The following is a 27,000-nucleotide window of genomic DNA, read 5'->3' as shown; positions in this document are numbered from 1 at the left end:
ATGGCATCACCGGTTCGCACACGCAGATTCGCCCGTATCGGCGCGATCCTTGCAGGTACAGCCCTTGCTGCATCCGCCGCATTCGGTTCGGCGCAGGCCGCTCCGCTGTGGCCGGGCGGGCCCGACATCTCCATTCCCGGCCTGCCGGGGTCCTCGGATCCGGCTGCACCCGCTCCGCAACAGCTCGTCCCGCAGCTCGCACCGGCGAACTTCGCCGATCCCAGCATCAGCCCGTCCGGCGGCGAGGTCGTCGGAGTTGCGCAGCCCATCGCCATCCGCTTCGACGAGGCGATCGGCGATCGTGATGCCGCACTGCGGGCCATCCGCGTCACGACGAACCCGTCCGTCGACGGCCACTTCTACTGGATCAACGACACCCAGGTGCGGTGGCTGCCGAACGAGTTCTACCCGGCGCACACCCAGGTGACCGTCGAGGCGGGCGGAGCGAAAGCCGAATTCTCCACCGGCGACTCGATCATCACCACGGCCGACGACAACACCAAGCAGATCACCGTCACCCGCAACGGCGAGGTCGTCAGGACCATGCCCACCTCGATGGGCAAGGTCGGACACGAAACCCCCAACGGCACCTACATCGTCGGCGAGCGGTTCCGCGACATGTACATGGACTCGTCCACCTACGGCGTCCCCGTGGACTCCGAGGAGGGCTACCGCACGTACGTCGAATACGCGACGCGCATCTCCTACAGCGGCATCTTCGTGCACGCGGCTCCGTGGTCGGAAGCACAGCAGGGCTACTCCAACGCCTCGCACGGCTGCCTCAACGTCAGCACCGAAGACGGCAAGTGGTTCTTCGAGAACGCCCAGAAGGGCGACCCCGTCATCGTCGTCAACACCGACGGCGGCACCCTCAGTGGATCCGACGGACTCGGAGACTGGAACCGCTAGAGCGGCTTCACATAGGTTGGTTTGCGCGACGGGAGACGTTGACGCTCAGTTCACCGTTCGTTAGCCGAGGCTGAGCACAGTCCTCGCGGTGAGTGCAACAACCGAACGAGTGCTGCCCAGGGCACGCGAGAAGCGTTTCTTCTCGCGGCCGTGGACCGATTACGCGCTCTTCCTGATTCTGGTGGGCCCCAACCTGGTTCTGCTGGGCGTGTTCACCTATCGGCCGCTGGTGGAGAACTTCCAGTTCTCGTTCTTCGACTGGAACCTGTCCTCGCCCACCTCCACGTTCGTCGGCTTCGACAACTACCGCGAGTGGGCCTCCCGCGAGGACACCTGGCAGATCGTCGGCAACACCGTCGTGTTCACGGTCGCCGCAGTGGTGGGCTCACTGGTTCTCGGCCTGGTGCTCGCGCTGCTGCTCGATCGAAAGCTCAGGGGCCGCAACTTCGTTCGCTCCGCCGTCTTCGCCCCGTACGTCATCTCCGGCGCGGCGATCGGCATCGCGTTCCAGTTCGTCTTCGACCCCAACTTCGGGCTGGTCCAGGACCTGATGCGACGCTTCGGTCTCGGCACGGTTCCTGACTTCTATCAGGACCCCACGTGGGCGATGGTCATGATCACCGTGACGTACCTGTGGAAGAACCTGGGCTACACCTTCGTCATCTACCTCGCGGCCCTGCAGGGCGTGCGTAAGGAGCTGATGGAGGCGGCCGAGATCGATCAGGCGAGTCGCTGGACCACCTTCCGCAAAGTGCTTCTGCCGCAACTACGTCCGACGACGTTCTTCCTGTCGATCACGGTGCTGCTCAATTCGCTCCAGGTCTTCGACATCATCAACGTCATGACGCGCGGCGGCCCGCTGGGCACCGGCACCACAACGATGGTCTACCAGGTCTACGAGGAGACGTTCCGCAACTTCCGGGCCGGCTACGGCGCCACCGTCGCGACGATCCTGTTCCTCGTGCTGTTGATCGTCACTCTCGTGCAGGTACGAATCATGGATCGGGACGATCAGCGATGACCTTGGTGAGCAAGCCCGATGCAGCAGTGCCGGAGAAGGTTTCGCGTGGTCGCGACCCGCAGCGCACGCGCCGAAGCGCGAACATCCTCGGTTACGCAGCCATGGTCGCCGTCCTGCTGATGATCGGGCTGCCACTGTTCTGGATCCTGATCACCTCGTTCAAGGATCGACCGGACATCTACGTGCAGCCGGTCACGTGGTGGCCCAGCGTGTTTCATCCGCAGAACTACGACGAGGCGACGACGGAGGTGCCGTTCTTCACCTATCTGCGCAACTCCATCATCATCACCACGGCCGTGTCGTCCATCAAGTTCGTTCTCGGGGTCCTCAGCGCCTACGGTCTGGTGTTCCTGCGCTTCCCTGGCAAGAACATCGTCTTTCTCGTCATCATCGCCGCGCTGATGGTGCCCAACCAGATCACCGTCATCTCCAACTACTCGCTCATCTCCGAGTTGGGCTGGCGGAATTCGTTCCAGGGCATCATCATTCCGCTGGCAGGCGTCGCCTTCGGTACCTTCCTGATGCGCAACCACTTCCTGTCGCTGCCGCCGGAGATCATCGAAGCCGCGCGTATGGACGGTGCCGGACCGGTACGGCTGATGTTCCGGGTGATCCTGCCGCTGTCGGGCCCGACCATGGTGGCCTTCGCCATCATCACGATCGTCACCGAATGGAACGAATACCTCTGGCCGTTCCTGATGTCCGACGACTCGTCGGTCGCACCGCTTCCGGTCGGGTTGACGCTGCTCCAGAACAGCGAGGGCTACACCAACTGGGGCGCGGTGATGGCCGCGACGGTGCTGACCATTCTGCCGATCCTTCTCGTCTTTCTCGTCCTGCAACGCCACATGATCAAGGGCCTCACCTCCGGTGCGGTCAAGGGCTGATTCACCTCACTATCAGGAGTCGAACACCATGGCACACATCATCAATCGGCGTGGCTTCCTCACGCTCACCGGCGCAGCTGCGGCCGCCGCAGCCCTCGCGGCGTGCAGCGGCCCCGGATCGGGCGGGTCGGGCGGCGAGGCTGTCGAAGGCGATGCGAACACCATCAACTTCTGGTCGAACCACCCGGGCAAGTCCCAGGAATTCGAGAAGGAACTGATCTCGCGCTTCCAGGCCGAGAACCCCGGCCTGACGGTCAATCTCATCGACGGCGGCAAGAACTACGAGGAGGTGTCGCAGAAGTTCAACGCGGCGCTCTCCGGCAACGACGTGCCCGACGTGGTCGTGCTCTCGGACGTCTGGTGGTTCAACTACGCGCTCACCGGGGCGATCGAGCCACTGGACAAGCACTTCTCCGCAGCAGGCGTCGACCAGTCCGATTACGTGGATTCGCTGCTGGCCGACTACAACTGGAACGGCAGCCACTGGGCATTGCCGTACGCGCGCTCGACGCCGCTGTTCTACTACAACAAGGCCGTCTGGCAGCAGGCCGGACTGCCCGATCGCGGACCGGCCACCTGGCAGGAATTCGACGAATGGGGCCCGCGCATCCAGGCCGTCGTCGGAGACGGCAAGCTCGCCCACGGCTGGGGTAATGCCGTCGACTACCTCGGATGGACGTTCGAGGGACCGATCTGGACGTTCGACGGGTCGTACTCCGACCAGTTCGAGCTGAAGTTCGACGACCCCAATACCATTGCTGCAGGCAAGTTCCTGCAGGACATGATTCACACGAAGAAGTACGCAGCGGTGTCCAACGACATCGCCAACGACTTCGCCGCGGGCATCCTCGCGTCCACCATCGCCTCCACCGGCGACCTGTCCACCATCAAGGCCGGAGCCGCGTTCGAGTTCGGGACTGCCTTCCTGCCGGCTACCGACGGCACCCCCGGCTGCCCCACCGGTGGTGCCGGCCTCGCCATCCCGGCGAAGATCTCGGACGAGCGAAAGGTGAACGCACTCAAGTTCATCGACTTCGTCACCAACGGTGCCAACACCGCCTACTTCTCGCAGAACACCGGCTACATGCCGGTCCGCAAGTCTGCGCAGCAGGACCCGTCGGAGATTGCATTCCTCGAGGCGAACCCCAACGCGAAGACGGCCGTCGACCAACTGGCGCTGACTCGCTCGCAGGATTACGCCCGCGTGTTCGTTCCCGGCGGCGACAAGATCATCGGTAGTGGACTCGAGCAGATCGCGCTGCAGAATGCCGATGTCGCAACGACATTCGCGTCCATTTCGGATCAACTGCAGCAGATCATCGACCGCCAGATCACCCCGAAGCTGCCGAAGTAATGGCCGCCGTTCACTACGCCGGTGTCTCGCACCGGTACCCGGGTGCCGATTCGCTCGCTGTCGACAACCTCGAACTCGACATCGCGGACGGTGAATTCATCGTTCTCGTCGGACCTTCGGGCTGCGGGAAGTCGACGAGTCTGCGGATGCTCGCCGGTCTCGAGTCCGTCGAAAGCGGTCACATCGACATCGGCGGAGTGGACGTCACCTCGCTGGCACCGCGGGCCAGGGACGTCGCGATGGTGTTTCAGAACTACGCGCTGTACCCCAACATGACCGTCGGCGACAACATGGGCTTCGCGCTGCGCAATGCCGGAATGAGCAAGTCCGACACCGCAGCACGAGTACTCGACGCGGCGAAGATGCTCGAGCTCGAGCCGCTGCTCGGTCGTAAACCCGGCAAGCTCTCCGGCGGCCAGCGCCAGCGAGTGGCCATGGGGCGCGCCATCGTGCGTCAGCCCAAGGTGTTCTGCATGGACGAACCGCTGTCCAACCTCGACGCCAAGTTGCGGGTGTCGACCAGAGCCCAGATCGCCGGTCTGCAGCGACGATTGGGCACCACCACGGTGTACGTCACCCACGATCAGGTCGAGGCCATGACCATGGGTGACCGGGTCGCGGTACTGCTCGACGGCAAACTGCAGCAGATCGCAGCTCCGCGGGAGTTGTACGACAATCCCGTCAACACGTTCGTCGCGGGATTCATCGGATCACCCGGCATGAACCTCGTCGACGCCCCCGTGCGCGACGGTGCGGCCGTACTCGGCGAGTTGCGCATTCCCGTCCCGTCCGCGGCGGGCGAGCGCGTCGTTGTCGGCGTGCGACCGGAATCGTGGGACCTGGTGGGCGACGGCAGTGGCCTGCAACTGACCGTCGAGCTGATCGAGGAACTGGGCGCGGAATCGTTCGTCTACGCTTCCGCACCCAGTACGACCGGCGGGTGGACCACCACATCCGGACGAATCTCGGTCCGAGTCGATCGCAAGCTGTCGATCGCACTGGCCGAAACGATTCGACTGGTGCCCCGGCTCGACGAGCTGTTCTTCTTCGACTCCGTTACCGGCCTGCGGTTGTCGTAGCCGGCTCGCCGAGATCCACCGGGAGAGTGGCCCACCCGTGTAGGACTCGGGTGTTGCGACGGGTTCCCTCGCCTGCCGTCCGCAGGTGAGGGAACCGATCGAACAAGGTCTTGAGGCCCACTTCCGATTCGGCCTTGGCGAGTGCAGCACCGAGGCAGTAGTGACGCCCTCCCGAGAACGACAGGTGCTTACCGGCATTGGCGCGGGTGACGTCGAAGCGATTGGGGTCCTCGAACACCAGCGGATCCCGATTGGCGCCTGCCAGCACCAGCACGACGAGCTTGCCCTCGTGCACCGTCACCCCCTCGACCTCCACGTCGTGCTTGGCCATGCGGGCCGTGAGCTGCACGGGAGACTCCATCCGCAGCATCTCGTCGACTGCGGTGGGCCAGTGCGACGGATCCTGTTGCAGCACAGCCAGTTGGTCGGGATGGTCGAGCAACAGTCGGATGCCGCTGCCGAGCAGATTGACCGTCGTCTCGAACCCTGCGGCCAACACCAAACCTGCGGTGGCCCTGAGCTCCTCGTCGTTGAGGCCGATGCCCTCGTCCTTCGCGGCGATCAGCTGGCTCATCAGATCGTCACCGGGATTGCGGCGCAGCTCCGCGATGTGCTCCGAGAGCCAGGCGTCGAACCCGATCAGCCCACGCTCGACCTGCTTGAACTGGGACCACGACAATCCGATGTCGAGGCTGGGTGCGGCCATCTCGCCGAACTCGAGGACTCGTTGATTCTCCTCCTCGGGAACGCCGAGGATGCGCCCGATGACCGCGACCGGCAGGCGCGCGCAATAGCGATCGACGATGTCGACGACCGGAGAGCCGTCGGACAGCTCGTCGAGCAGAGCATCCGCCGTTTCCTGCACCTGATCGCGCATCTTCTTCACCGCGCGGGCAGTGAAGACCGAGGACACCAGCTTGCGGTACCTGGTGTGGTCAGGCGGTTCGACCGAGAGCAGTGAGGGCGGCAGGATCGGGTGCAGTGCGCCGGATCTGGTGTGCTCCTCGACCCACCGCATCGGACCGGGAAGGGTCGCACCGAGCTGAGTGACGCGGAAGTCGTCAGAGCGCAGCAGGTCGAACGCCACCCGGTGATGCACGGTGATGTTCGAGATCCGAGTCTTCACCAGCGGTGCGGTGGCGCGCAGCTTCTCGTAGACCGGCGTCGGATTGGCCCGCGTCGCCGGATCGGCCACCAGCATCGCCTGCGGATCGCCCGCGGCCGCTGCTCGTTTGGCCGCGAACCGAATGACCCCGTGAGCAGCAAGCCAGCGTACGTATTCCCTCATCCTTGAATTCCCTCCCCATTGCCCTACGCGGAACTACCAGATCCTGACGCGCTTCCCCGGGTCCAAGTACAGCGCATCTCCGGGCTGTACGTCGAAGGCTTCGTGAAAACTGTCGAGATTTCGCACGACGCCGTTGCAGCGGAACTCCGGCGGCGAGTGCGGATCGACGGCGAGTCGACGGATCGCCTCGGCGTCGCGCGCCTTGGTACGCCACACCTGTGACCACCCGAAGAACACGCGCTGCAGCCCGCTCAGGCCGTCGAGCACCGGGGCGTCCTTGCCTTCGAGCGAGATCTCGTAGGCGGCGACCGCGATCGAGAGTCCACCGAGGTCGCCGATGTTCTCGCCGATGGTGAACTCGCCGTTGACCTTGTGGCCGGGCAGTGCCTTGGGCTCGAACTCGTTGTACTGCTCGATCAGTGCCGTGGTGCGCTTGCCGAATTCGGTGCGGTCGCTGTCGGTCCACCAGTCGACCATGTTGCCGTCACCGTCGTACTTGGCACCCTGGTCGTCGAATCCGTGACCGATCTCGTGGCCGATGACGGCTCCGATACCGCCGTAGTTGGCCGCGTCGTCGGCCTCGGGGTCGAAGAACGGTGGCTGCAGAATGGCTGCGGGAAAGACGATCTCGTTCATGCCGGGGTTGTAGTAGGCGTTGACGGTCTGCGGCGTCATGAACCACTCGTCACGGTCTACCGGGCCGCCGAGCTTGTCGAGGTCGCGCTGGTAGTCCGCGGTGTAGCCGCGGCGGTAGTTGCCGAGCAGGTCGTCGGCGACGATCTCGACACCCGAGTAGTCGCGCCACCGGTCGGGGTAGCCGATCTTGGGGGTGAACTTGCCCAGCTTGTCCAACGCTTTCTGCCGAGTCTCCGGGCTCATCCATTCGAGCTCGGAGATGTTACGGCGGTAGGCCTCGGTGAGATTGTCGACCAGCACCTGCATCCGCGCCTTGGAGTCGGCCGGGAAGTGGCGTTCGACGTAGAGCTTGCCGACGGCCTCGCCGAGCACGTCCTGCACCAGGGAGACGCCACGCTTCCAGCGCTCGCGGTTCTCTTCGGTGCCGGTCAGCGTCGTTCCGTAGAACGCGAAGTTCTCGTCGACGATCTCACTCGTCAGAAACGGTGCCCGTGAATGCACGACGCGCCAGGCCAGCCACGCCTTCCACGCTTCGATGTCCTCGGAATTCCACAGCGAGACGAACGTGCTGAGGAACGGAGGCTGCCGAACCACGATCTCGGCGAACTGCTCGGTGGTTGCGCCGAGCCCGGAAATCCATGCAGCCCAGTTGAATCCGGCACCGCTCTTGACCAACGTGTCGTAGTCGACGAGGTTGTAGCTCTTCTCGGCGTCGCGCCTGGCGACGACGTCCCAGTGGCCTGCGGCGATCTTCTTCTCGAGGTCGAACACCGTCTGTGCGTCGTACTCGATGCCGCTGAGCGCGAACATCTTCGAGATGTGCTCGAGGTAGCTCGAGCGGATCTCGGCGTACTCGTCCTGGCGGTAGTACGACTCGTCGGGCAGGCCGATTCCGGACTGGCTGAAGTGCACGAGGTAGCGATCGGACTGCTTGGCGTCGGTGTCGACGTAGTGGCCGATGGCACCGCCGACGCCGGTGCGTTGCAGGGAGCCGAGAACGCCTGCGAGGGTGACGAGGTCGGTTGCGTCGGAGATGGCGGTGAGCTCGTCGGCGATCGGGGTGACGCCGAGTTGCTCCGCGCGATCGGCATCCATGAAGCTCGAGAACAGGTCGCCGATCTTCTGTGCGGCACTGCCCGCAGGCGGGTTCGCGTCGGCCGACTCTTCGATGATGGTCTGGACGTCGACCTCGGCGCGGTCGTACAAGGTGCGGAATGCGCCGTCGACGGCGCGGTCGGCCGGGATGGCGTACTCCTCGAGCCATTTGCCGTTGACGTGCACGAACAGGTCGTCCTGCGCGCGTGTGTTCTCGTCCTGGTAGCTGAGATCGATGCCCGAGTTCACTACTGAAGTCATCCGTCCATCTTTACACTCTTGTGCTTGATTGAACGGGTGTTTAATGTGCTGTACATGCGTACAGCATCGGAGGATCTCACGACCAGGGCTCGAATCCGCGACACCGCGATCGGCGTTTTCGGATCCCAGGGTTTCACCGCAGGCGTGCGGTCCATCGCCACGGCGGCAGGTGTCTCGCCGGGGCTGCTCAATCACCACTTCGGGTCCAAGGACGGCCTGCGCACGGCGTGCGACGAGCACGTCCTGCGGGTGATCCGCGAGTCGAAGGCAGCATCGTCCGCCCCCGCCGGAATGATGGAACAGCTCGCCCGGATCGACGAGTACGCGCCGCTCGTCGCGTACATCGTGCGGAGCTTCGCCGCAGGCGGAACGTTGGCGCGAGAGTTGTTCGAGCACATGGTCGACGACGCCGTCCGCTACATCGAGGACGGTGTCCGCGACGGCCGTTTCACCCCCAGTCGCGACCCCGCGGCCCGGGCCCGGTTCCTGACGCGACAGAACGTCGGCGGACTGCTGTTGTACGTGCAGATGGCCGGCCCCGACGTCGATTTCCGCGAGGCCCTGAGCGCGCTCGGTGACGAGATCACTCTTCCTGCGCTCGAGCTCTACACCGACGGATTGTTCACCGACTCCCAGGCTTTGCACACCTATCTGGAGGCCACGTCATGACCGAGGCGATCTCCGTGAACGGGCTGGTGAAGACGTTCGGGTCGGTCCGGGCGCTCGACGGACTGGACCTGCACGTACCGACCGGTGAGGTGCACGGGTTCCTCGGCCCCAACGGGGCCGGTAAATCCACGACGATTCGGGTGCTGCTCGGTCTCGTCCGCGCGACGTCGGGACAGGTGCGCTTGCTCGGCGGAGACCCGTGGGCCGATCCTGTGGCGCTGCATCGACGCCTGGCCTACGTCCCGGGTGACGTGACTCTGTGGCCGTCGCTGACCGGCGGTGAAGTGATCGATCTGCTCGGCCGGATGCGCGGCGGAATCGACACCGCCCGCCGCGCGGAATTGCTCGAACGGTTCTCCCTCGACCCCGGCAAGCGCACTCGGACCTACTCCAAGGGCAATCGGCAGAAGGTTGCGCTGATCTCGGCTCTGGCCTCCGACGTCGAGTTGCTGATCCTCGACGAACCCACCTCGGGACTCGATCCGCTGATGGAGCAGCACTTCGGCGACTGCGTGAAAGATGCTGCCCGACGCGGAACCACGGTGCTGTTGTCGTCGCACATCCTGTCGGAGGTGGATGCGCTGTGCAGCTCGGTGACCATCGTCAAGGACGGTCGAACGGTGGACACCGGCACGCTGGCATCGATGCGGCATCTCACCCGCACGACGGTGACCGCCACCGTCGATCGGGTGCCAGGCGATCTCGACACACTCACCGGGGTGAGTGCCGTGAGCGTGGATGGTTCCACCGTCACCTGCACGGTGGAGAACGAGGCCCTCGCTGCGGTGATGCACATCCTGGCCGATGCGGGAGTGCAGAGCTTGGTCAGCTCCGCTCCGACTCTGGAGGAGCTGTTCATGAGGTACTACGCATGAGCAGCCTGAGCGGAACGGGGGCATTGCTGCGGTTGTATCTGCGCCGCGATCGCTTGGTAGCGCCCGTATGGGTCGTCCTGCTCGGAGCGCTTCCGCTGCTGTACGCGGTCAGCTTCGAGGGGCTGTATCCGACGGCGGCAGATCGGCAAGCGTTCTATCTCGGCACCGAGGCAGTGCCGGCGCAAGCGGCGCTCGTCGGGCCCATCTTCGGCAGCGACCTGGGTGCCCTGGTGGCGTGGCGCGCCGGACTGATGCTCACTCTCGTTCCGTTGGCGGCGATCCTCACCGTCGTTCGGCACACCCGCGGTGAGGAGGATGCGGGGCGCACCGAGCTGATCGGGTCGACTGCCGTGGGCAGATACGCAGGGCTGACAGCGGCCATGCTGCTTGCGGGCGGCGGCGTCGTGGCTACGGGAACGTTGTCGTTCGGCTCGCTGTGGGCATTCGGTCTGCCGGCGGCCGGGAGCCTTGCGTTCGGCGCGTCGATCGTCGTTGTCGGTGCCGTGTTCGTCGGCTGCGCGGCGCTGGCGGCACAGGTGGCGTCCGGGGCTCGCGTGGCTCGCGGCTACGCCCTCGGTGTGTTGGCCGCTGCGTTCGTACTCAGAGCGATCGGCGACATCGGCTCGGGCACCTTGTCGTGGTTCTCACCGATCGGGTGGTCGGCGCAGGTGCGGCCGTTCGCCGAGGAGAGGTGGTGGCCGTTGTTGCTGTCGCTGGTGGCTGCAGCCGCGTTCTGTGCCGCAGCATTCGTGGCGGCCAGTCGACGCGATCTCGGCAGTGGCTTGCGGGCCGAGCGCCGCGGCCGGGAGGCTGCCGTTTCGTCACTGTCCGGTCCCGTCGCCCTCGCCTGGCGACTCTCTCGCGGAACCATCGTCGTCTGGACCGTCGGGCTCGCGCTGTTCGGTATCGCAATCGGCTCGTCCACGGACGGGATCGGTGACCAGCTCGGCAGCAGCACTGCCATCAGCGACGCACTGAACAAGTTCGGGGGCACCACACTCGAACAATCGTTCATTGCCGCCGTGCTGAGCATCGTCGGCATCATGGTGGCGGCCTACTCGGTGTCGGCCATGCTGCGGCTGCACAGTGAGGAAGAGGCGGGCCTGGCCGAGATAGTGCTGGCCACCGGAGTCTCGCGCCTGCGCTGGCTGGCCGGTCATCTGCTGCTCGCTGTTCTCGGCCCAGCGTGGCTGTTGCTGGTCGTCGGCCTCACCATCGGAGTGACGTACGGGTCGGCCACCGGCGATATCGCAGGCGAACTGCCGTCCGTGCTGGCCGGCGCACTGGGTCAGGTTCCGGCCGTGTGGGTGGTGACGGCCATCTGCGTGGCATTGTTCGGCGCGGTGCCTCGATTCGCGACCGTCCTGTGGGCGGTTCTCGGCGGCTTCGTCGCGCTCGGGCAGATCGGGTCGGTGGTCGGCTTGCCGCAGCCGTGGCTCGATCTCTCGCCCTTCACTCACGTGCCGCGATTGCCGGGAGCAGCACTCGCCCTCGCGCCGATCGGATGGCTCGTCGTGGTCGCCGTCGTCGTCGGCCTAGGGGGTTTCACAGCGTTCCGACGAAGAGACATCCGAGGGTGACGTCGGTCCGATAGCATCGGCGATGGCCGATATGTCCGGCCCGGTCCAACATGGTGGCGTCCAGTCGGTTCCGGTGATTCTCGGCTGGAACGCGCATGGAGGTTACGTGCAATCGACATTTCTGCGCACGTGGTGGGACCAGCCGCACAGCTACGAGTCGGTGGTGAGCTACCTCGAGTTGCACGGTGCACTGACGCCCTACCGGCTGGCTGCAGCTCTGAGTACGTTTTCGTACGGGCTCGGTGCAGCAGCGTTGCTGCTGCTCACCGAGACGCCGCCGACCTCGACGATCGCGGTGAGCGTCTATGTGGTCGCGTTGCTGTCCACACCGGTGGTCGGTATCGCCTGGCTGAAAGCACCGTGGCCCTCCAAGCGTGCATCCCTGATGTTCGCCGCGTACGCGGACGTCGGAACCACCGCGGTGCTGTTGGCCTACGGACAGCCCCAGACCGTCATCATGACCCTCGCGCTGCTCGCAGCGAACAGCGTGTACGTGCAGCTGTTCCACAGTGCGCGAGTGATGGCCTTGCATCTGTTGTGGGCCGGGTCTGCAGTGGCGCTGTTCTTCGTGCTGATCCTGTTGTCGCCGGATACCGATCACGGCCTGGCTGTCGCGCAACTCGTGGTGCTCGTGCCCATCACGTTCATGGGCCCGACGTTCTTTCAGTACCTGCTCCTCAAACTGCAGGTCCAAGCGCAGGCGGCCAACTTCGATCCGCTCACTCAGGTACGCAACCGACGAGGGCTCGACGAGGCACTGCCGGTGTATTTCCTCGGTGCGACCGATGTGTCGGTGATGGTCGTCGACGTGGACCGATTCAAGTCGATCAACGACAGATTCGGTCACCACCAGGGGGACGCGGCCCTGCAGCTGATCGCACGTCGGCTGACGACGGACGGTGTGCTGGTCGCGCGGGTGGGCGGTGAGGAGTTCGCAGTGGTGACCAAATCGGCCGAGAACGAGGCCCTCGCACTGGCCGAGACGTATCGGTGTGCCGCGCATTCCGCGGAGGACCCCGCACCGCTGACGGTGAGCATAGGCGTCGCGCATTGCACGTACCCGATTGCCGAGGACATCGGCTTCGACATCGTCGAACTCACCACGCTGCTGCTGCGACGAGCCGACGCGGCGATGTACGAAGCCAAGCAGCAGGGTGGCAATCAGGTGATCGTGGCGGGTTCGACGCGCCGAGGCGACCGGACTCCGTCAGGCACCGAGACGTAATTGTCTCGGCCGCGACTCAGTTCGGTGTCGAGTCGTCGTACTGGTTCTCGACGTTCTGCTGGAATTCGTCGGCACATTGCTGTTGCGCTGCAGTATCGCTGCCTGCGTTGCTGATGCAGTCGGTGAAGTCTTGTCCACCGACTGCGTTGAACAGGCCGACGCCGACGACGACGAGAACGATCGACAGTGCTGCGGCCACGAAACCGAGAATGATCGCGACGAGTGACACGGTGCCGTTGGTGGCGGTGCGTTTCTTGTACCTGGACCGTCCGACGAAGCCGAGAACGATGGCGATCAGGCCGAGAAGGATTCCGCCCACGATGGTCCAGGAGAACAACACGCCCAGAATCGCCAGGACCAGAGCCACCGTGCCGACGGTGTTCTTCGGCGCTGTCGGCTGTTGTTGATACCCGCCCTGCTGGGGGTACTCACCGGGTGAAGGATAGTTTCCGGGAGGGGGATAGTTTCCGGGCGGCGGATTCTGATTCGACACGTTGAATACCTCCGAAATCGGCGATCGTGAACGCTGGGAGTGTATGCGGGTGTCTCCTGTGCGCACAGGACCCACGTGCTCCCGTGATCAACTTGTCATCGAACGTATAGGTCAACCGCCGAGACGTGAATGCATCTCCCAGATCAGCACCTCGGCCGGCTCGGTAGCGGTGATCCGTTGTCCGCCAGTCGAACTCATGCGGACTGCGTCGCCCTCCCAGAGATCGCCCACACCTTCGAGCGTGACGATGCCGCGCGCGACGAACAGGTGCACGAACGGGGCGTCGGGCACCGTCACCGAGGTTCCGGGCAACAACCTTGCCGCGTGCAGCGCAGCCGACTTCTGGGAAATCCCGATCGCAGCCTGACCGCGATGCTTGTCCATCCCCGACGCGACGGTGACCAACCCTCCACGCAGCAATTCGTCGCCGATCTCGAGCTGTTCGTATCCGGGAGTGGCACCGGGGCTGTCCGGAAGCACCCACATCTGCACGAAGCGAACGGGCTCGGTGTGCTTGTTGCCGTCGATGCTCCAGGAATCGTTCTTCTCGGAGTGCAGGATGCCCTTGCCCGCTGTCATCCGTTGCGCGAGGCCGGGATGGATGATTCCGGAGTGCCCGATGGAATCCTGATGCACCAGTGAACCCTGCATCACCCAGGTGACGATCTCCGTGTCGCGATGCGGATGTGTCTCGAAACCTTGACCGGCAGTGACGATGTCGTCGTTGTTGACCAGCAACAGTCCGTGATGGGTGTTGTCGGGGTCGTAGTGCTGGCCGAAGGAGAACGAATGTTTCGAGTCCAGCCAGGACACACGGGTTTTCGATCGATCACCGGCGCGGTGTACGTCGATGTGGGCGGTCAGTGGAGCGGACATGTGACCACTCTACGAGCATGTCTGTGCACCGGCGTACGACCTGCATAACGTTCGGGTGTCTTTGCGGTCGGTGTGTGGGCGTCGCCGGGAGTGGGTAGGTTTCGCTGCGTACGGTCACAAGCTCCGCAAACTCCGAAGAAGGCGGCGAGACATTCTCATGGTCGGTTCCAGCTCGAGTGTGGCACGCACGGTCGAACCCCAGCTCGAGGATGCTCTGGCGACGTGGTTGCCAGGTCAACGGTGGTTCGGCGCAAAGGGTTCGACGGTGAGTGCGGTGCGGATCGTCGCGCGCGACGTGCTTCGGGACGAGCCACATTTCGCGGCCGAGCATCTGCTGGTGGAGGTGCAGCTGACGCAGGACGGCGCGGCCGTCACACAGACCTACCAGGTGCCCCTCGGGTTCCGGACCGAACTGACCGACGACCTCCGGCCGTGGGCACTGCCCGTGGCGGGCGACGTGGCCGTGTTCGACGGTTTGCGCGACCCGGAGATCATCGGCCTGTACGGAGATGCTCTGGCCACCGGAAAGGCCACGGGCGGCATCGAATTCAAGATCGTCGACGGTTCGAGTGTGCCGAGCGGTCTACGCGGTCGGGTTCTGGGGGCGGAGCAGTCCAACACCTCGGTGATTCTCGGTGATCTACTGTTGCTCAAGCTGTTTCGTCAGGTGCCGCCGGGGATCAGCCCCGATGTGGAACTGCATCGCGCGCTGGCGGAGGCGGGGAGCGTCAACGTCGCGCCGCTTCGTGGCTGGCTCGAAGCCGAAGTCGGCGGTGAACCCACGACCCTCGGCATGGCTCAGGATTTCGCCGCGAACTCCGCCGAGGGCTGGACCGCGGCACTGGCCAGCGTGCAGGAGGTGTTCGATTCCCCGCAGACGCCGATCGAAGACCTGCCCGCCGATTTCGCCCCGGACGCACATCGGATCGGAGCGGCCGTGGCGCAGGTACACCACGACCTGGCGGCGGTGCTGGGTACCGCCGAACGATCGGTGGAATCTACCGCCGTCGAGGAGATCCTCGCCCGCATCTCGGGAGTGGCACGGGTGGTGCCGGAGATCGCGCAGTACATCCCGGCGGCGACCGCTCTGATCTCGCGAGCGGAGGCGTCGAACAGCACCACGGTGCAGCGCATCCACGGTGACCTGCATCTGGGTCAGGTGCTGGGCACTCCGGAACGGTGGTTGCTCATCGATTTCGAGGGTGAGCCGGCAAAGACCTTGGCCGAGCGCAGGCAGATGGACAGCGCTCTGCGTGACGTGGCCGGAATGCTGCGCTCGTTCGACTATGCGGCCAACCACCTGCTGGTCGATCTGCCCGAGGACCGGACGGCGCGAGAGCGGGCCGAGAAGTGGGCGGCCCGCAGTATTGCGGCATTCTTCGACGGATACGCCTCGGTGGCCGGGCACGATCCCCGCGAGGAGGCCGACCTGTTGCGCGCATACGAGTTGGACAAGGCCGTGTACGAGGTTCTGTACGAGGCTCGCAACAGGCCTACCTGGCTGTCGTTGCCGATGCGCGCTGTGGCGCGCCTGGTGAGCTGAGCGGTGAGCTGGGGGTGCACGTCGACCGGACTGTCTACGACAAGTACCGTATTGCCTGACACGGGAGGCAGGACATGAACGGTATTTTGGCAATTTTCGGCATCGCGGTGGTCGTCATCACCATCGTCGTAGTGGTCGTGCTCGTCGCGGTGTTGTTCGTCGCATCGATCAAGCCCGACAGTCTCAACATCGACCTGGACCGCAAGAAGCGCGCTCGGGAAGAAAGTTCCACCAAGGCCTGAGACTTCCGTCACGTCCGAGACCGATTCGTTCGCGGGCGGAGTTGTATCGAGTCGAAGCGCCGACCGACGCTTCCGGTTCTACAACTGGAGTCCTCGTGAGCACTTCCCTGAAAGTCCCGGCTTCGTCCGGGTCGGCGGGCTGTGCGCCTCGCATCAGGTCGCGGATGCTCGGGGAGTCGGTGCTCGCTCAGTTCACGCGCTTCGTGATCGTCGGGGTGTCGAGTAACGGTGTGTACGCCCTGTTGTTCGTCGCCCTCGCTTCTCTCGGATCGTTCACTGCCAACCTTGCAGGTGTGGCCGCAAGTACCGTCCTTGCCAACGAGCTGCACCGCCGTCACACCTTTCATGCGGCCGGTCGTGTGGGCTGGTTCCAGACGCAGTGGGAAGCCGGGGGACTCGCCCTGATCGGGCTTGGTCTGAGTACCGCCTCACTGGCCGCAGTGCACATCCTGTTCCCGGCAGCGCCGACATACGTCCAGGTTCTGGTCGTCATCGCTGTGGGCGGCATCTTCGGAGCCGCCCGGTTCCTCGCTCTCCGTGGCTGGGTCTTCCGTCCGGCGACGCTCGCGTCCTCGGGTTCCACTCTCGGTGCTCGCTGAGCTGTGACGTCGCACCATTCCGTGCGGACGTCGATTGCTACCTCTAACAGAATCCGGGCAAGGCTCCACACGTCACGCACGTATCGCCCTAGGCTTGCGAGCTGACGTCAACGCGAGGAGGCATCTCGATGGCCAGGGATCTGACACAGCTCGAGCTTCTGCAAGAGTTGGTGCCCACTGCCGAGGACAATGTGAACCGTCACATTTCGATGGCGCGGGAGTGGCACCCTCACGACTACGTTCCGTGGGACGAAGGTCGCAACTTCGCCGCACTCGGCGGCCAGGACTACGACCCGGAGCAGTCCAAGCTCTCCGACGTCGCACAGGCCGCGATGATCACCAACCTGCTCACCGAGGACAACCTGCCGTCCTACCACCGTGAGATCGCCGAGAACTTCTCCCAGGACGGTGCCTGGGGAACCTGGGTCGGTCGCTGGACCGCCGAGGAGAACCGGCACGGCATCGTCATGCGCGACTACCTCGTCGTCACCCGCGGCGTCGATCCCGTCGCCCTCGAAGAGGCCCGGATGATCCACATGACCAACGGGTACGTCTCGCCCGCCGGTGCGGGGGTCGGTCTGCTGCACTCGGTCGCGTACGTGACCTTCCAGGAACTCGCGACGCGCGTCTCGCACCGCAACACCGGCAAGGTCTGCGACGATCCGATCGCCGACCGCATGCTCCAGCGCATCGCCGCCGACGAGAACCTGCACATGATCTTCTACCGCAACATCACCGGCGCGGCGATGGACATCTCTCCCGACCAGACGTTGCAGGCTGTCTCGGACATCGTGATGAACTTCGTCATGCCGGGTGCGGGGATGCCGAACTTCCGCCGCAACGGTGTGCTGATGGCCAAGCACGGCATCTACGACCTGCGTCAGCACCTCGAGGACGTCGTCTGGCCGGTGCTGCGCAAGTGGAGCGTGTTCGAGCGCAACGACTTCACCGCACGCGGTGAGAACAAGCGCGAAGAACTCGCCGCGTTCCTCGAAGACCTCGAGCGGCAGGCCACCAAGTTCGAGGAGATGCGCGATCGCTCCCTCGCCCGCGAACGTGCGAAGGCCGAGTCGCGCGCGTCCTGACGTGACCGATGTGAGCGGAACTTCGTAGCCTGCTCCGAAGTGTCGCTGGTCGTTCCTGCAGGCTCCACTCCTCACCGCTCACATAGGGTGTGGTGTGAACGAATTCTGGGACCGCATTTCCGCGGTGAGTCCTGATCCACCGGTGTGGATCGTCCAAGTCGCTGCCCTGGCTGCACTCGTCATCGTCGTGTTGCCGCAGACGTGGCGGATCGCACGCAACGTCGTGACCATCGCGCACGAGGGCGCGCACCTGTTCGTCGCGCTGATCACCGGCCGACAGCTGATGGGGCTGCGACTGCACTCCGATACCTCCGGCGTCGCCATCTCCAAGGGCAAGCCCACCGGCCTCGGCGTCATCGCGATGACGTTCGCCGGCTACGTCGGGCCGTCGCTTCTCGGCCTCGGTGCCGCTCTGGTGCTGGGCACACAGCGAGCGTCGGCGGTGTTGTGGATCGGCATCATCTCGATTGCGTTGATGCTGTTGATGATTCGCAACATCTACGGACTGCTGTCCCTCGTCACCGTTGGTGGACTGTTGTTCGTGGTGTCCTGGTGGGGCACCGGAGAGCAACAGGTCGCCTCGGCGTACTTCATCACGTTCTTCCTGCTGATCGCCGGTCCGCGCCCCGTTCTCGAACTGCAGAAATCCCGCAGCGCAGGACGGGCTCGGGACTCCGACGCCGATCAACTGGCCCGGCTGACCTTCCTTCCCGGCATCGTCTGGGTCGGCCTGTTCCTGCTCGTGACCGTTGGCTCATTGGCGTTGGGGGCGTGGAGAATTCTCGTTCCGGTGCAGTGACGGAGGGCGGCCTGGGCACCTCGACTGTCCGGTCATGGATTTTCCGTCAACATCCCGACCAGTCGCGCTACGCGGTCTGCGCGGGTCTGCTCTCGCGCAGCGTTGTCGATGGGCATCAACAACTGACGACGCTCGCTCGGCCGCTTCCGCTCCCACGCGGATGTGCAGTGCGCCGTCTCCATAGCCTCCGCGACATCCTGCGGGACAGGTACCAGATCGGGATCGGCCGGTTCGAATTCACACGACACCAGATCACCGGGGTGGACGCCCAATCGGCGCTGAAGGCCTGCGCCGATGTAGACGAACGACCCGGGCATCACATTCGAATCTGCGTTGTTGAGACCGAGATTGAGACTCAGCCCGTCGATCGAACCGTCGATCCGGCGAGTCGGCCACCGCTCCGCTGCCTCGACCAATCGAGTCGGAACACGGATGATCGTGTACGTGTTCTTGCCCCACGTCATCGGCTCGAGCACTCCGTCGAATCGAATGCTGTCACTCACGATTGCCTCGCACCGTCGATACACCGCTGAAGGAAATGTCGCCTGAGACTGCAGCATATCGAGTGATCTCCGCGGAAAGGAGACCCGTATCGAACCCCCTCGCCGATCGAGACCCATTAGGTTCGAGTCGTGAACCTCACCGCGGTATGGACCGCGTACATGGCGACGCTTCGTGAACGTGCGCCCATCACTGCTGCGTCGATTCGGCCGCCGCGGACCGCGGGCGAGCGAGAGTCTGCGGAACGTGCGACAACGCCGTGGACCGAGGAACTGCGCGAGTTCTACGGACTGCACGACGGGCAGCACGTTCCGGAGGGTGAGGACTGCGGCCCAATCGGTTCGGTGCTACCGGACTCGACCCTGTTGTCGCTCGACGAGGTTCTCGCCCGGCACACGTTCAGCCTCGAAAACCCGCATTCGATCGACGATCTGGGCGATGACTGGCCGGACGTCGTCCGCGCTCAGGAGGCAGGTGAGACGGCCGAAATGTTTCTCCCCTCCTATGTCCCGTTCGCCGAGGATGGTGCCGGTGGCACAACCTACGTCGACACACGTCCCGGTACGCGTCGAGGGTGTATCCGCAACTTCTCGTATGAGTCCGCTGACCAGGGTGCACCGTGGTTCGACTCCCTGACCGAATACATCGCAGCGGTCCACCGCAGCATCGAGACCGGATCGGCGATCTACGACGATCTGACTCCCACGTTCGCGGACGGTGTGCTCGAGTGGCGTGACCCCGAGTTCTCCGACGGATCGATGGCACATGCGGCGACGCTCCCCGTCATCCGAATACCTTTCGCACTCATCGACTTTCGTCCGTCGCAACTGTCGGATGACGACGACCTGATCGATCTCGACCATGTTCGTCGCACCGTCATCGAGACCGCTCGGAGGCTGCATCCGCAGGCCGTGGTCGAGGACGCCCGAGCGGTGTATCGGCAGGTGCCGCGTGTGCGCGGTGCCAACATGAATTGGTGGGTGTCGATGGACGGTGCGGAGCTCATCTTCACCGCGATCGTCACCGGAGAGGACCACGACGTCATCGTCCTGGAGCTTCCATCCGGGGGATGCGTGTTCGAAGCCGACGAGTGAGACGAGCGCTGTACTGGTGCCGACGAACGAAGGGGTACGCATGGCCGTCATGGACGACGCACCGAGGGTGCATGCCGAGACACGTGCCCAGTGGCGGACATGGCTGATCGCACATCACGACAGAGCGAAATCGGTGTGGCTGGTGTCGTGGAAGAAGGCCACCGGGAGAGCGGCGATCAGCTACGACGACGCAGTGTCGGAAGCACTCGCCGTGGGGTGGGTCGACAGCCGACCGCGCAAGCTCGACGACGAGCGCACCATGTTGTATTTCTCGCCCCGGAAACCCGCGAGTGCATGGTCCCGTCCGAACAAGATCCGCATCGAGGCCCTTCGTGAAGCGGGCCTGATGCTTCCGGCGGGGGAGCGCGCAGTCGAGGCCGCCGTTGCCAATGGAGCTTGGACCGTACTCGACGAGGTCGAGGAGCTGATCGTTCCCGACGACCTTGCGGCTGCATTCGCCGAGTACGTTGATGCGGAGGACAATTGGAACCAGTTTCCGCCGTCCGCGCGTCGAGGGATTCTGGAGTGGATCGTGACCGCCAAGCGGCCCGAGACCCGAGCCGCTCGTATACACGAGACTGCTCGGCTCGCATCGATCGGCGAGCGCGCAGCTCGATGGCAACCCAAGCGCGACGGACGATAGCAGCCGGGGTCGCCGACTGTCACGAGCGAAGCGATCCTCGAAAGAGTATGTCCAGCAATTGGCGTCGCGCCTCGGTCGGTGAGTAGGGCAAGACGGACCTGGTCGCTACAGGTGAGACGCCGCGCGCCGCTGAAGAGCACTCCAGTAATGCCATCGAGCGTGCTTTCCCCGCGGGTGCTCCCACCCCGAACAACACTGTGTTCGACCTCGTCGACGACACCGGCCAGATCGTCGGGTACCTCTGGATCGGTCGCGACAACTCGGACGACGCCAGCTCGTGGTGGGTGTGGGATGTCGTCGTCGAGCCGGATATGAAACCACAAGTGTGAAGATGCGCAAGCAGCTCTGACCCCCTCGGTTCTTGGCCTGTCGGGATGGCCGTGAGCTGGTGGAAGGTCGCGCCGATGCCCGAGCTTGTCGTACCGACGTTCGACGACATACATCCGATACAGAGCGGCCGTGCTGGTTGTGGCCGAACCCGCTAGAACACCACCCACAGCAGCGACGCGAGGGCGAATATCGCCAGTCCCAGCGTCGTTTCCATGACGGTCCAGGTTTTCAGTGTCGTCTTCTCGTCCATACCGAAGAAGCGGCTGACGAGCCAGAAACCGGAGTCGTTGACGTGGGAGAGCACGGTGGCTCCGGCGGCCAGTGCGAACACCAACAGCGCGATCTTGAAATTGCTCAGATCGAGCTCGGCGACCTGGACCGAGATCAGCCCGGCGGTGGTGGTCAGGGCCACGGTGGCCGAACCCTGCGCGACGCGAAGGGCGGTGGCGATCAGGAAGGCCTGCAGCAGGATCGGCAGTCCGAGGCCGGACAGCGAGGAGGTGAGCGACTGCCCGATGCCGCTGGCCCGCAGCACTCCACCGAACATGCCGCCGGCACCGGTGATCAGGATGATCGAACAGATGGGTCCGAGGGCCTGATCCATGTACTTGGCACCGTCGGCGACGGGGAAGCGTCCCGGCGCGAGAATGAACAGAGCCAGCAGCAAGGTGATGAGCAGCGCGATGGGCGTCTGACCGATGAGTGTCAGCGCTGCTGCCCAGGTCTCGTCTCCGGTCAGCACTCCCGAGGTGGTCAGAGTGTTGACCACGGTGTTGAGGGAGATCAGTACGAGCGGCGTCAGCAGGATGAGCAGCACCGCACCGAACTTCGGCGCAGGGTCGCGGAGGCCGGCCATCTCTTTGTCGTGTTCTTCGGAGTTGGCTGCGCCGTCGGCGAAGAGGTCGGCGGGCAAGGTGTGGAACCGCTTACCGAGCTGCGTGCCTACGAGGTACGAGCCGACGAACCAGGAGACGACGGCGACGGGGACGCCGACCAGCAGTACCGATCCAATATCGCCGCCGAGAAGTTCGGTGGCGGCGACAGGTCCGGGGTGCGGGGGAACGATCGCGTGCATCGCGGCGAATGCGCCTGCCGTCGGGAGGGCGTACAGCAGCACCGATCCACCGAATCGCTTGGCGACGGTGAAGATGATCGGCAGGAAGACGACGAGGCCGGCGTCGAAGAAGATGGGAAAGCCGAAGATGAGTGCGGCCACACCGAGGGCGAGCGGTGCACGCTTGGCACCGAATCGGTTGATCAGGGTATCGGCCAATACCTGTGCACCACCGGTGATTTCGAGCAGTCTGCCGACCATCACGCCCAACGCGACGAGTAGGGCGACCGATCCGAGTGTGGAACTGAAGCCCGAGAGCAGGGCCGACGGCACGTCTGCCAGTGGGATTCCCGCCGCGACGGCGGTGACCGCGCTGACCAGGACCAGGGAGACGAAGGCATGCAGCTTCACCTTCATGATGAGGAACAACAGAATTGCAACGGCTGCGGCGGCGATCAGCAGCAGTGCTGTCGTTCCGTATGCCGGTTCGATCGGATCCATCGGTGTACCTCGTTCGCTCGGCTCGAATTTTGACCATAACGGACAGACGGGACGTCGCGCGGGGTTACGAGCGCTGGTTGTGAGTCGGCTTCGGGCGAGTGGAGTACCGTTCGGGTATGAGTGATGGGGATCACGTATTGGGCGGGGACGGCTCCGAAGAACCGACGAAGGAGCAGCTGCGCGAGCAAGCGCAGCGGTACGCCGCGGCAGCGCGACTGAAGATGAAGGAGCGACGGGCGAAGGCATCCGGTGGTCTCGGAGCCGTTGTCGCCGAACGCGCAGGTGGCTGGGACCTCGACGATCAGAACACCGTGGCGATGGATCGCCAGCAGCGGCTGTGGAACGGTGTGATGGACCGCTACTTCCGAATGGAGATAGACGGGTGGGAGACCATCCCCGAGTCGCCGGTGCTGGTCGTGGGCGTGCACTCGGGTGCGCCGTTCGTGTGGGACGCGTGGACCGTCGGTGCGCAATGGTGGCGACACTTCGGCGAGAAGCGGATTCTGCACGGCACCGCGCACGACGCACTCATGGCGTTCCCGTTGATCGGCAAGGTCTTTCGATCCATGGGTGTGCTGCCCGCGGCACCGGACTCGATGTCGACGGCACTGGCCGAGGGGCGGGACGTCATCGTGTGGCCTGGCGGTGAGGTCGATTCGTTGCGGCCCTGGAGCAAGCGAGACGAGGCCACTCTCGGCGGTCGAACCGGCTTCATCAAGCTCGCCATTCGGATGGGCGTTCCCATCGTGCCGGTGGCGACGGTGGGTGGTGCCGACGCGATGCCAGTACTCATTCGCGGTGACAAGCTGTCGAAAGCGTTGAAGCTGGACAAGATTGCACGGTTGAAGGTGTTCCCGATCGCGATCTCGCTTCCGTGGATCATCGCGCCCGCCGCGCTGCCACAGATTCCCTTGCCCGCCAAGATTCGTACTCGATTCATGCCGCCCGTCGAACTGGATCACGATCCGGCTCGGTGCGAGGACGAGGCGTACGTCGATGCGAAATACGACGAGGTGCGCGCGAGCATCCAGTCCGGGATGGACGCCCTCGCCAGTAAGCGAAAGTTTCCCGTCTTCGGCTGATTGTTCGCCGCCTCGGCAACGCGGACCGAAGCTGACCGCGATCGTTTCTAACGTCTCCGTCGTAGGGATTCACCGCTACGACGAGGGGCGTCACAGATGATCGAAACATCGGGATTGACCAAGACTTTCCGGCAAGGCAAGAAGACCGTGAATGCGGTACGCGGCATCGACCTGGCGATCGGTGAGGGAGAGTTGGTGGCTCTGCTCGGTCCGAACGGGGCAGGCAAGTCGACCACTCTGCGGATGCTGACCACCCTGCTGACACCGACGTCGGGCTCGGCCCGCATTGCCGGGTTCGACGTGGGCAAGGACCGGGATCGAGTCCGGCGCAGCCTGGGCTACGTGGGGCAGGGAAACGGTGCGGGACACAATCAACGCGTCCGTGACGAGCTCGTCGTGCAGGGCCGGTGCTACGGCATGACGCGTCAGCGATCGCGCAGTCGTGCAGACGAATTGATCGAGGCACTCGAGCTCGGCGAGCTCGCTGCCCGTACGGTCTCGACTCTCTCGGGTGGGCAGCGTCGACGGCTCGACATCGCACTGGGCCTGGTGCACCGTCCGCCCCTGTTGTTTCTCGACGAGCCGACCACCGGAATGGATCCGCAGAGCCGAGCGAACCTGTGGGACCACATTCTCCGGCTCAGGCGAGAGATGGGCACCACCATCGTGCTCACCACCCACTATCTCGACGAGGCCGATTCCATGGCCGAGCGGGTGATCGTCGTCGATCGCGGCACCGTCATCGCCGATGACACCGCCAGCGCACTCAAGTCGGAACTGGCAGGCGATCTCATCGTCCTCAACGTGTCCGACGCCGCGGCGTTGGTCCCGCTGCTCGACGGTGTGGCCGGCATCAAGGACGTGACGGTGGCGGGCTCGCGTCTGAACATCAGGGTCGAGCGCGCCGAGGTGGTTCTCCCGGAGCTGATGCGGCTCGGCGATGCTCACGGCATCAGGGTGCTCACGGCGGACATGACGAGGCCGACTCTCGACGACGTCTTTCTCGGTCTCACCGGCCGCAGTCTTCGTGAGAGCGCCGCGGCGGGCACGTCTTCCCTCGAAACCGCGGGAGAACTCCGATGAACGTACTCGCGGGAAGCGCATTGGTGATGGGCCGCGAACTGCGGCCGATGGTCCGCGATCCGTTCACCGTCATCTTCAGTCTCATCCAACCGCTGATTCTCCTCGCGCTGTTCGGCCCACTGCTCACCGATGTTCCCGGTCTGGGGGACGGGAGTGTGTGGGACTGGTTCGTTCCCGGCGTGCTCGCCATGATCACCATCTTCGGAACGTCCATGACGGGTTCGAATCTGTTGGCCGAGTTGCAGCAGGGTTCGCACGAACGAATGTTGGTGACCCCGTTGCCGCGATCGGCGCTGCTCGTCGGGCGCGCGTTCAAGGAGATGGTGCCGCTGGCCGCACAGGCCGTGCTGATCGTTCTGGTGGCATTGCCGCTCGGGCTGTCCGTGAATCCGATCGGTGCTGCCGTCGGGATCGTGCTGCTCGGTGTGTTCGGCGTCGGGCTCGGCGCACTGTCCTACTCATTGGCTTTGGCTGTGCGCGGGCAGGATTGGGTGTTCTGGTCCATCCAGCAGACATTGATGTTCCCGCTGCTCATCCTCTCCGGCACGATGCTGCCGCTGACGGCCGCCCCGGGGTGGATGCAGTTCCTGGTGAACATCAACCCCCTCGGATATCTCGTCGACGCCGAGCGTGCACTGTTCGCCGGCGACTTCGCGAGTTCGACGGTCATGGCAGGTGTCGTCGCAGCCGCGGCCACTGCGGCGGTCGGACTTGCCGTCGGGATCCGGGCAATGGGTTCCTCGCGGGTGTGAGGCCGGCTCGAACCGTTCGCGGTGCTCACAGCGCTGCACAACCGAGCCCACAGGCGCAGACTGGCGGTCGTCCGGGCAGGGTTCACGAGGAGTGCAACGCCGATGAACAGTCGATCGACTTTGGGATGTGCGGTAATTCTCCTCGCTGTCGCGGGGTGTTCGTCCACTGGAGAGAACCCGTCCACTCCGGCTGAGCCGTCGGCCGCAGAATCGGTGGAATCCGTGGAGTCGGTCGAAGAGGATTCGGGTGGGTCGGATTTCTGCACGCTGTACGCCACACAGGTGGCGCAGGGTCTGGCCAACCTGCGGGAAGCCGAGGCCGGTGGTGTCGAAGTAGCCGAATCCATTGCCGACGATCTCGCTGCGAAGGCCCCGGTGACCCAGTCGGAGCTGCAAGCCGTCGCTCCACCGGAGCCATTGGCGTGGCTACGAGCCATGGAAGAGGCCGACGCCAAGGGTGCGGCAGGCGACTTCAGCGCGATGGATGGGGTGTTCGAGAACCTCACCCTGCTCACCGACTGGTCGATCGCGAACTGCGGCCCCGAGTACGCGCCGATCTTCACCGAATACAAGGCGATCATCGGGTAGGCGATACGAATGAGGGCTCGGCCCCGACGGCGCAGCTCGAACCATTAGGCTCGGCTCATGGATCGGCCTGCGGTAATTCTCGAAAACGATGTGACCGTGTACGACTTCTATCTGCGTCATCAGCAGAATCGTCAGGTCGCGAGGCTGGCGTATGCCGCCCTCGCCCGACGCTTCCGCCCGCGGGTGTCGTACCCCGATGGTGCTCGTGAGGAGCTGCGTCGTCTTGTCTACGACAACACTCGTCTGCTCATCGCGGTCAATCATCTGACCGAGAACGATCCGTATACGCTCGCAGCGGCGGCATGGGCGTCGCCGCTGCGTCCGGTCATCGGCCGCACGCGGGTATTGGCCAAGGACGAGCTCTTCCAGGAACCGAAGCAGCGCAGGCGAATCGACATGATGGGTGGCATCCCCGTCTTCCGCGGCAAGAATCACGGCATGCGAGCCGTCAGCGCAGCAGGCAGCCGCATGATGGACGTCAGTGCCGAGCGAATGAAGCGGGGCGACGACCTCGCAGTGTTCCCCGAGGGCACCTGCAATCTCGAAGATCCGACGACGGTGCAGCACGTCGGCAGCGGGATCGGCCACATTGCGATGCGGGCGCGCAAGCTCGGGGTCGAACCGGTGCTGGTCTGCATCGGTCTGAGCTACGGCCCCGGTACGCCGAAGGTGAAGCAGGCGAGCGTCTACATCGACACGCCCATCACCGAACTGCCCGAGAAGCCGATCGACATCACCCGAGTGGTGGCAGAGGGAATGCAGAAGGCGCTCGACGGAGCGGTGGCTGCGTACTGACTGCGCCGCCGGGGTTGGTAGAAACAGATGACAGGTAATTCGATTCGGCGTTGTGTCAGGA

The 27,000-nt window shown here is 64.5% G+C and carries 28 protein-coding genes; 22 read left to right on the top strand and 6 right to left on the bottom strand.

Annotated elements, in window-relative coordinates; translation table 11 throughout:
- From CH295_RS07825 to CH295_RS07805, 5 genes are all read left to right on the top strand, one after another.
- Entirely contained in the window at positions 1 to 909 is a 909-nt protein-coding gene (locus CH295_RS07825; RefSeq protein WP_037196145.1) for a L,D-transpeptidase, read from the top strand.
- 88 nt (positions 910 to 997) lie between these two features.
- Positions 998 to 1,930, top strand: a complete 933-nt coding sequence (locus CH295_RS07820) for a carbohydrate ABC transporter permease (protein ID WP_170945798.1) — start codon at positions 998 to 1,000, stop codon at positions 1,928 to 1,930.
- The gene (locus CH295_RS07815) at positions 1,927 to 2,817 is read left to right on the top strand and encodes a carbohydrate ABC transporter permease (RefSeq protein WP_037196144.1); all 891 of its coding nucleotides are present in this window, start codon (positions 1,927 to 1,929) and stop codon (positions 2,815 to 2,817) included. The genes CH295_RS07820 and CH295_RS07815 overlap by 4 nt, the downstream gene beginning before the upstream one ends.
- A 28-nt stretch (positions 2,818 to 2,845) precedes the next feature.
- Entirely contained in the window at positions 2,846 to 4,171 is a 1,326-nt protein-coding gene (locus CH295_RS07810) for an ABC transporter substrate-binding protein (RefSeq protein WP_094635146.1), read from the top strand.
- Positions 4,171 to 5,250 carry an ABC transporter ATP-binding protein gene (locus tag CH295_RS07805; RefSeq protein ID WP_094740253.1) on the top strand — a complete coding sequence of 360 codons (1,080 nt, stop codon included), beginning with the start codon at positions 4,171 to 4,173 and terminating at the stop codon, positions 5,248 to 5,250. Before CH295_RS07810 ends, CH295_RS07805 begins: the two co-directional genes overlap by 1 nt.
- Here the strand turns inward: CH295_RS07805 and CH295_RS07800 are convergent.
- Positions 5,228 to 6,538 carry a cytochrome P450 gene (locus CH295_RS07800; RefSeq protein ID WP_037196141.1) on the bottom strand — a complete coding sequence of 437 codons (1,311 nt, stop codon included), beginning with the start codon at positions 6,536 to 6,538 and terminating at the stop codon, positions 5,228 to 5,230. The two genes, CH295_RS07805 and CH295_RS07800, sit on opposite strands and share 23 nt — an antisense overlap.
- Positions 6,539 to 6,571: 33 nt before the next feature.
- Entirely contained in the window at positions 6,572 to 8,530 is a 1,959-nt protein-coding gene (locus tag CH295_RS07795; RefSeq protein WP_094740252.1) for a M13 family metallopeptidase, read from the bottom strand.
- A gap of 54 nt (positions 8,531 to 8,584) precedes the next feature.
- Between CH295_RS07795 and CH295_RS07790 the strand changes: the two genes are divergently transcribed.
- The 4 genes from CH295_RS07790 (at position 8,585) to CH295_RS07775 (ending at position 12,879) form a co-directional block, all read left to right on the top strand.
- Positions 8,585 to 9,199 carry a TetR/AcrR family transcriptional regulator gene (locus CH295_RS07790; protein WP_037196273.1) on the top strand — a complete coding sequence of 205 codons (615 nt, stop codon included), beginning with the start codon at positions 8,585 to 8,587 and terminating at the stop codon, positions 9,197 to 9,199.
- Entirely contained in the window at positions 9,196 to 10,074 is an 879-nt protein-coding gene (locus tag CH295_RS07785) for an ABC transporter ATP-binding protein (RefSeq protein ID WP_094740251.1), read from the top strand. The genes CH295_RS07790 and CH295_RS07785 overlap by 4 nt, the downstream gene beginning before the upstream one ends.
- Positions 10,071 to 11,654 carry an ABC transporter permease gene (locus CH295_RS07780; protein ID WP_170945797.1) on the top strand — a complete coding sequence of 528 codons (1,584 nt, stop codon included), beginning with the start codon at positions 10,071 to 10,073 and terminating at the stop codon, positions 11,652 to 11,654. The genes CH295_RS07785 and CH295_RS07780 overlap by 4 nt, the downstream gene beginning before the upstream one ends.
- A gap of 106 nt (positions 11,655 to 11,760) precedes the next feature.
- Positions 11,761 to 12,879: a GGDEF domain-containing protein gene (locus CH295_RS07775; protein ID WP_094740333.1), complete on the top strand. Its 1,119-nt coding sequence runs from the start codon at positions 11,761 to 11,763 to the stop codon at positions 12,877 to 12,879.
- Positions 12,880 to 12,895: 16 nt separating this feature from the next.
- Here the strand turns inward: CH295_RS07775 and CH295_RS07770 are convergent, their stop codons facing one another.
- The gene (locus CH295_RS07770) at positions 12,896 to 13,372 is read right to left on the bottom strand and encodes a DUF4190 domain-containing protein (RefSeq protein WP_230596528.1); all 477 of its coding nucleotides are present in this window, start codon (positions 13,370 to 13,372) and stop codon (positions 12,896 to 12,898) included.
- A 111-nt stretch (positions 13,373 to 13,483) separates the two neighbouring features.
- Positions 13,484 to 14,248 carry a pirin family protein gene (locus CH295_RS07765; protein ID WP_094635154.1) on the bottom strand — a complete coding sequence of 255 codons (765 nt, stop codon included), beginning with the start codon at positions 14,246 to 14,248 and terminating at the stop codon, positions 13,484 to 13,486.
- Positions 14,249 to 14,405: 157 nt separating this feature from the next.
- Between CH295_RS07765 and CH295_RS07760 the strand changes: the two genes are divergently transcribed.
- From CH295_RS07760 to CH295_RS07745, 5 genes are all read left to right on the top strand, one after another.
- Positions 14,406 to 15,791, top strand: a complete 1,386-nt coding sequence (locus CH295_RS07760; RefSeq protein WP_094740250.1) for a maltokinase N-terminal cap-like domain-containing protein — start codon at positions 14,406 to 14,408, stop codon at positions 15,789 to 15,791.
- A 74-nt stretch (positions 15,792 to 15,865) separates the two neighbouring features.
- Positions 15,866 to 16,033: a hypothetical protein gene (locus CH295_RS27735; protein WP_170945796.1), complete on the top strand. Its 168-nt coding sequence runs from the start codon at positions 15,866 to 15,868 to the stop codon at positions 16,031 to 16,033.
- A 164-nt stretch (positions 16,034 to 16,197) separates the two neighbouring features.
- On the top strand, positions 16,198 to 16,632 hold the full coding sequence (locus tag CH295_RS07755; RefSeq protein WP_502694473.1) for a GtrA family protein: 435 nt from the start codon (positions 16,198 to 16,200) through the stop codon (positions 16,630 to 16,632).
- A gap of 128 nt (positions 16,633 to 16,760) precedes the next feature.
- Complete coding sequence (locus CH295_RS07750) at positions 16,761 to 17,717, top strand: acyl-ACP desaturase (RefSeq protein ID WP_094635158.1); 957 nt, start codon at positions 16,761 to 16,763, stop codon at positions 17,715 to 17,717.
- 94 nt (positions 17,718 to 17,811) lie between these two features.
- Entirely contained in the window at positions 17,812 to 18,516 is a 705-nt protein-coding gene (locus tag CH295_RS07745) for a M50 family metallopeptidase (protein ID WP_094740249.1), read from the top strand.
- Positions 18,517 to 18,548: 32 nt separating this feature from the next.
- On the opposite strand, the gene CH295_RS07740 is transcribed toward CH295_RS07745, so the two are convergent.
- Entirely contained in the window at positions 18,549 to 19,019 is a 471-nt protein-coding gene (locus CH295_RS07740) for a YdeI/OmpD-associated family protein (RefSeq protein WP_170945794.1), read from the bottom strand.
- Positions 19,020 to 19,148: 129 nt separating this feature from the next.
- On the opposite strand from CH295_RS07740, the gene CH295_RS07735 reads away from it, so the two are divergent.
- The 3 genes from CH295_RS07735 (at position 19,149) to CH295_RS28100 (ending at position 21,083) form a co-directional block, all read left to right on the top strand.
- Positions 19,149 to 20,111 (top strand): SMI1/KNR4 family protein, encoded by a 963-nt coding sequence (locus CH295_RS07735; RefSeq protein WP_094740247.1) that lies wholly within the window; start codon positions 19,149 to 19,151, stop codon positions 20,109 to 20,111.
- A 40-nt stretch (positions 20,112 to 20,151) separates the two neighbouring features.
- A complete protein-coding gene (locus CH295_RS07730) occupies positions 20,152 to 20,754 on the top strand; it encodes a YdeI/OmpD-associated family protein (RefSeq protein WP_094740331.1) in 603 nt (200 codons plus the stop codon).
- A gap of 197 nt (positions 20,755 to 20,951) precedes the next feature.
- Positions 20,952 to 21,083 (top strand): GNAT family N-acetyltransferase, encoded by a 132-nt coding sequence (locus CH295_RS28100; RefSeq protein WP_143546108.1) that lies wholly within the window; start codon positions 20,952 to 20,954, stop codon positions 21,081 to 21,083.
- Positions 21,084 to 21,235: 152 nt separating this feature from the next.
- Here CH295_RS28100 and CH295_RS07725 read toward each other — a convergent pair whose 3' ends face one another.
- Entirely contained in the window at positions 21,236 to 22,639 is a 1,404-nt protein-coding gene (locus tag CH295_RS07725; protein ID WP_094635162.1) for a GntP family permease, read from the bottom strand.
- A 116-nt stretch (positions 22,640 to 22,755) separates the two neighbouring features.
- Here CH295_RS07725 and CH295_RS07720 point away from each other — a divergent pair, with 116 nt between their 5' ends.
- The 5 genes from CH295_RS07720 (at position 22,756) to CH295_RS07700 (ending at position 26,939) form a co-directional block, all read left to right on the top strand.
- Positions 22,756 to 23,721 (top strand): lysophospholipid acyltransferase family protein, encoded by a 966-nt coding sequence (locus CH295_RS07720; RefSeq protein ID WP_094740330.1) that lies wholly within the window; start codon positions 22,756 to 22,758, stop codon positions 23,719 to 23,721.
- Between the two features lie 96 nt (positions 23,722 to 23,817).
- Positions 23,818 to 24,804, top strand: coding sequence for an ATP-binding cassette domain-containing protein (locus CH295_RS07715; RefSeq protein ID WP_094740246.1), 987 nt, complete (start codon positions 23,818 to 23,820; stop codon positions 24,802 to 24,804).
- Complete coding sequence (locus CH295_RS07710; protein ID WP_094740245.1) at positions 24,801 to 25,556, top strand: ABC transporter permease; 756 nt, start codon at positions 24,801 to 24,803, stop codon at positions 25,554 to 25,556. Before CH295_RS07715 ends, CH295_RS07710 begins: the two co-directional genes overlap by 4 nt.
- 102 nt (positions 25,557 to 25,658) lie before the next feature.
- On the top strand, positions 25,659 to 26,144 hold the full coding sequence (locus CH295_RS07705) for a hypothetical protein (RefSeq protein ID WP_141216682.1): 486 nt from the start codon (positions 25,659 to 25,661) through the stop codon (positions 26,142 to 26,144).
- Positions 26,145 to 26,201: 57 nt separating this feature from the next.
- Complete coding sequence (locus CH295_RS07700) at positions 26,202 to 26,939, top strand: lysophospholipid acyltransferase family protein (RefSeq protein WP_094635171.1); 738 nt, start codon at positions 26,202 to 26,204, stop codon at positions 26,937 to 26,939.
- The last annotated feature ends 61 nt before the right edge of the window (positions 26,940 to 27,000 follow it).

Source organism: Rhodococcus sp. 14-2483-1-2, from assembly GCF_002259405.1.
In the GTDB taxonomy this organism is placed as follows: domain Bacteria; phylum Actinomycetota; class Actinomycetes; order Mycobacteriales; family Mycobacteriaceae; genus Rhodococcoides.
This window is presented reverse-complemented; position numbering and strand designations above follow the sequence as displayed.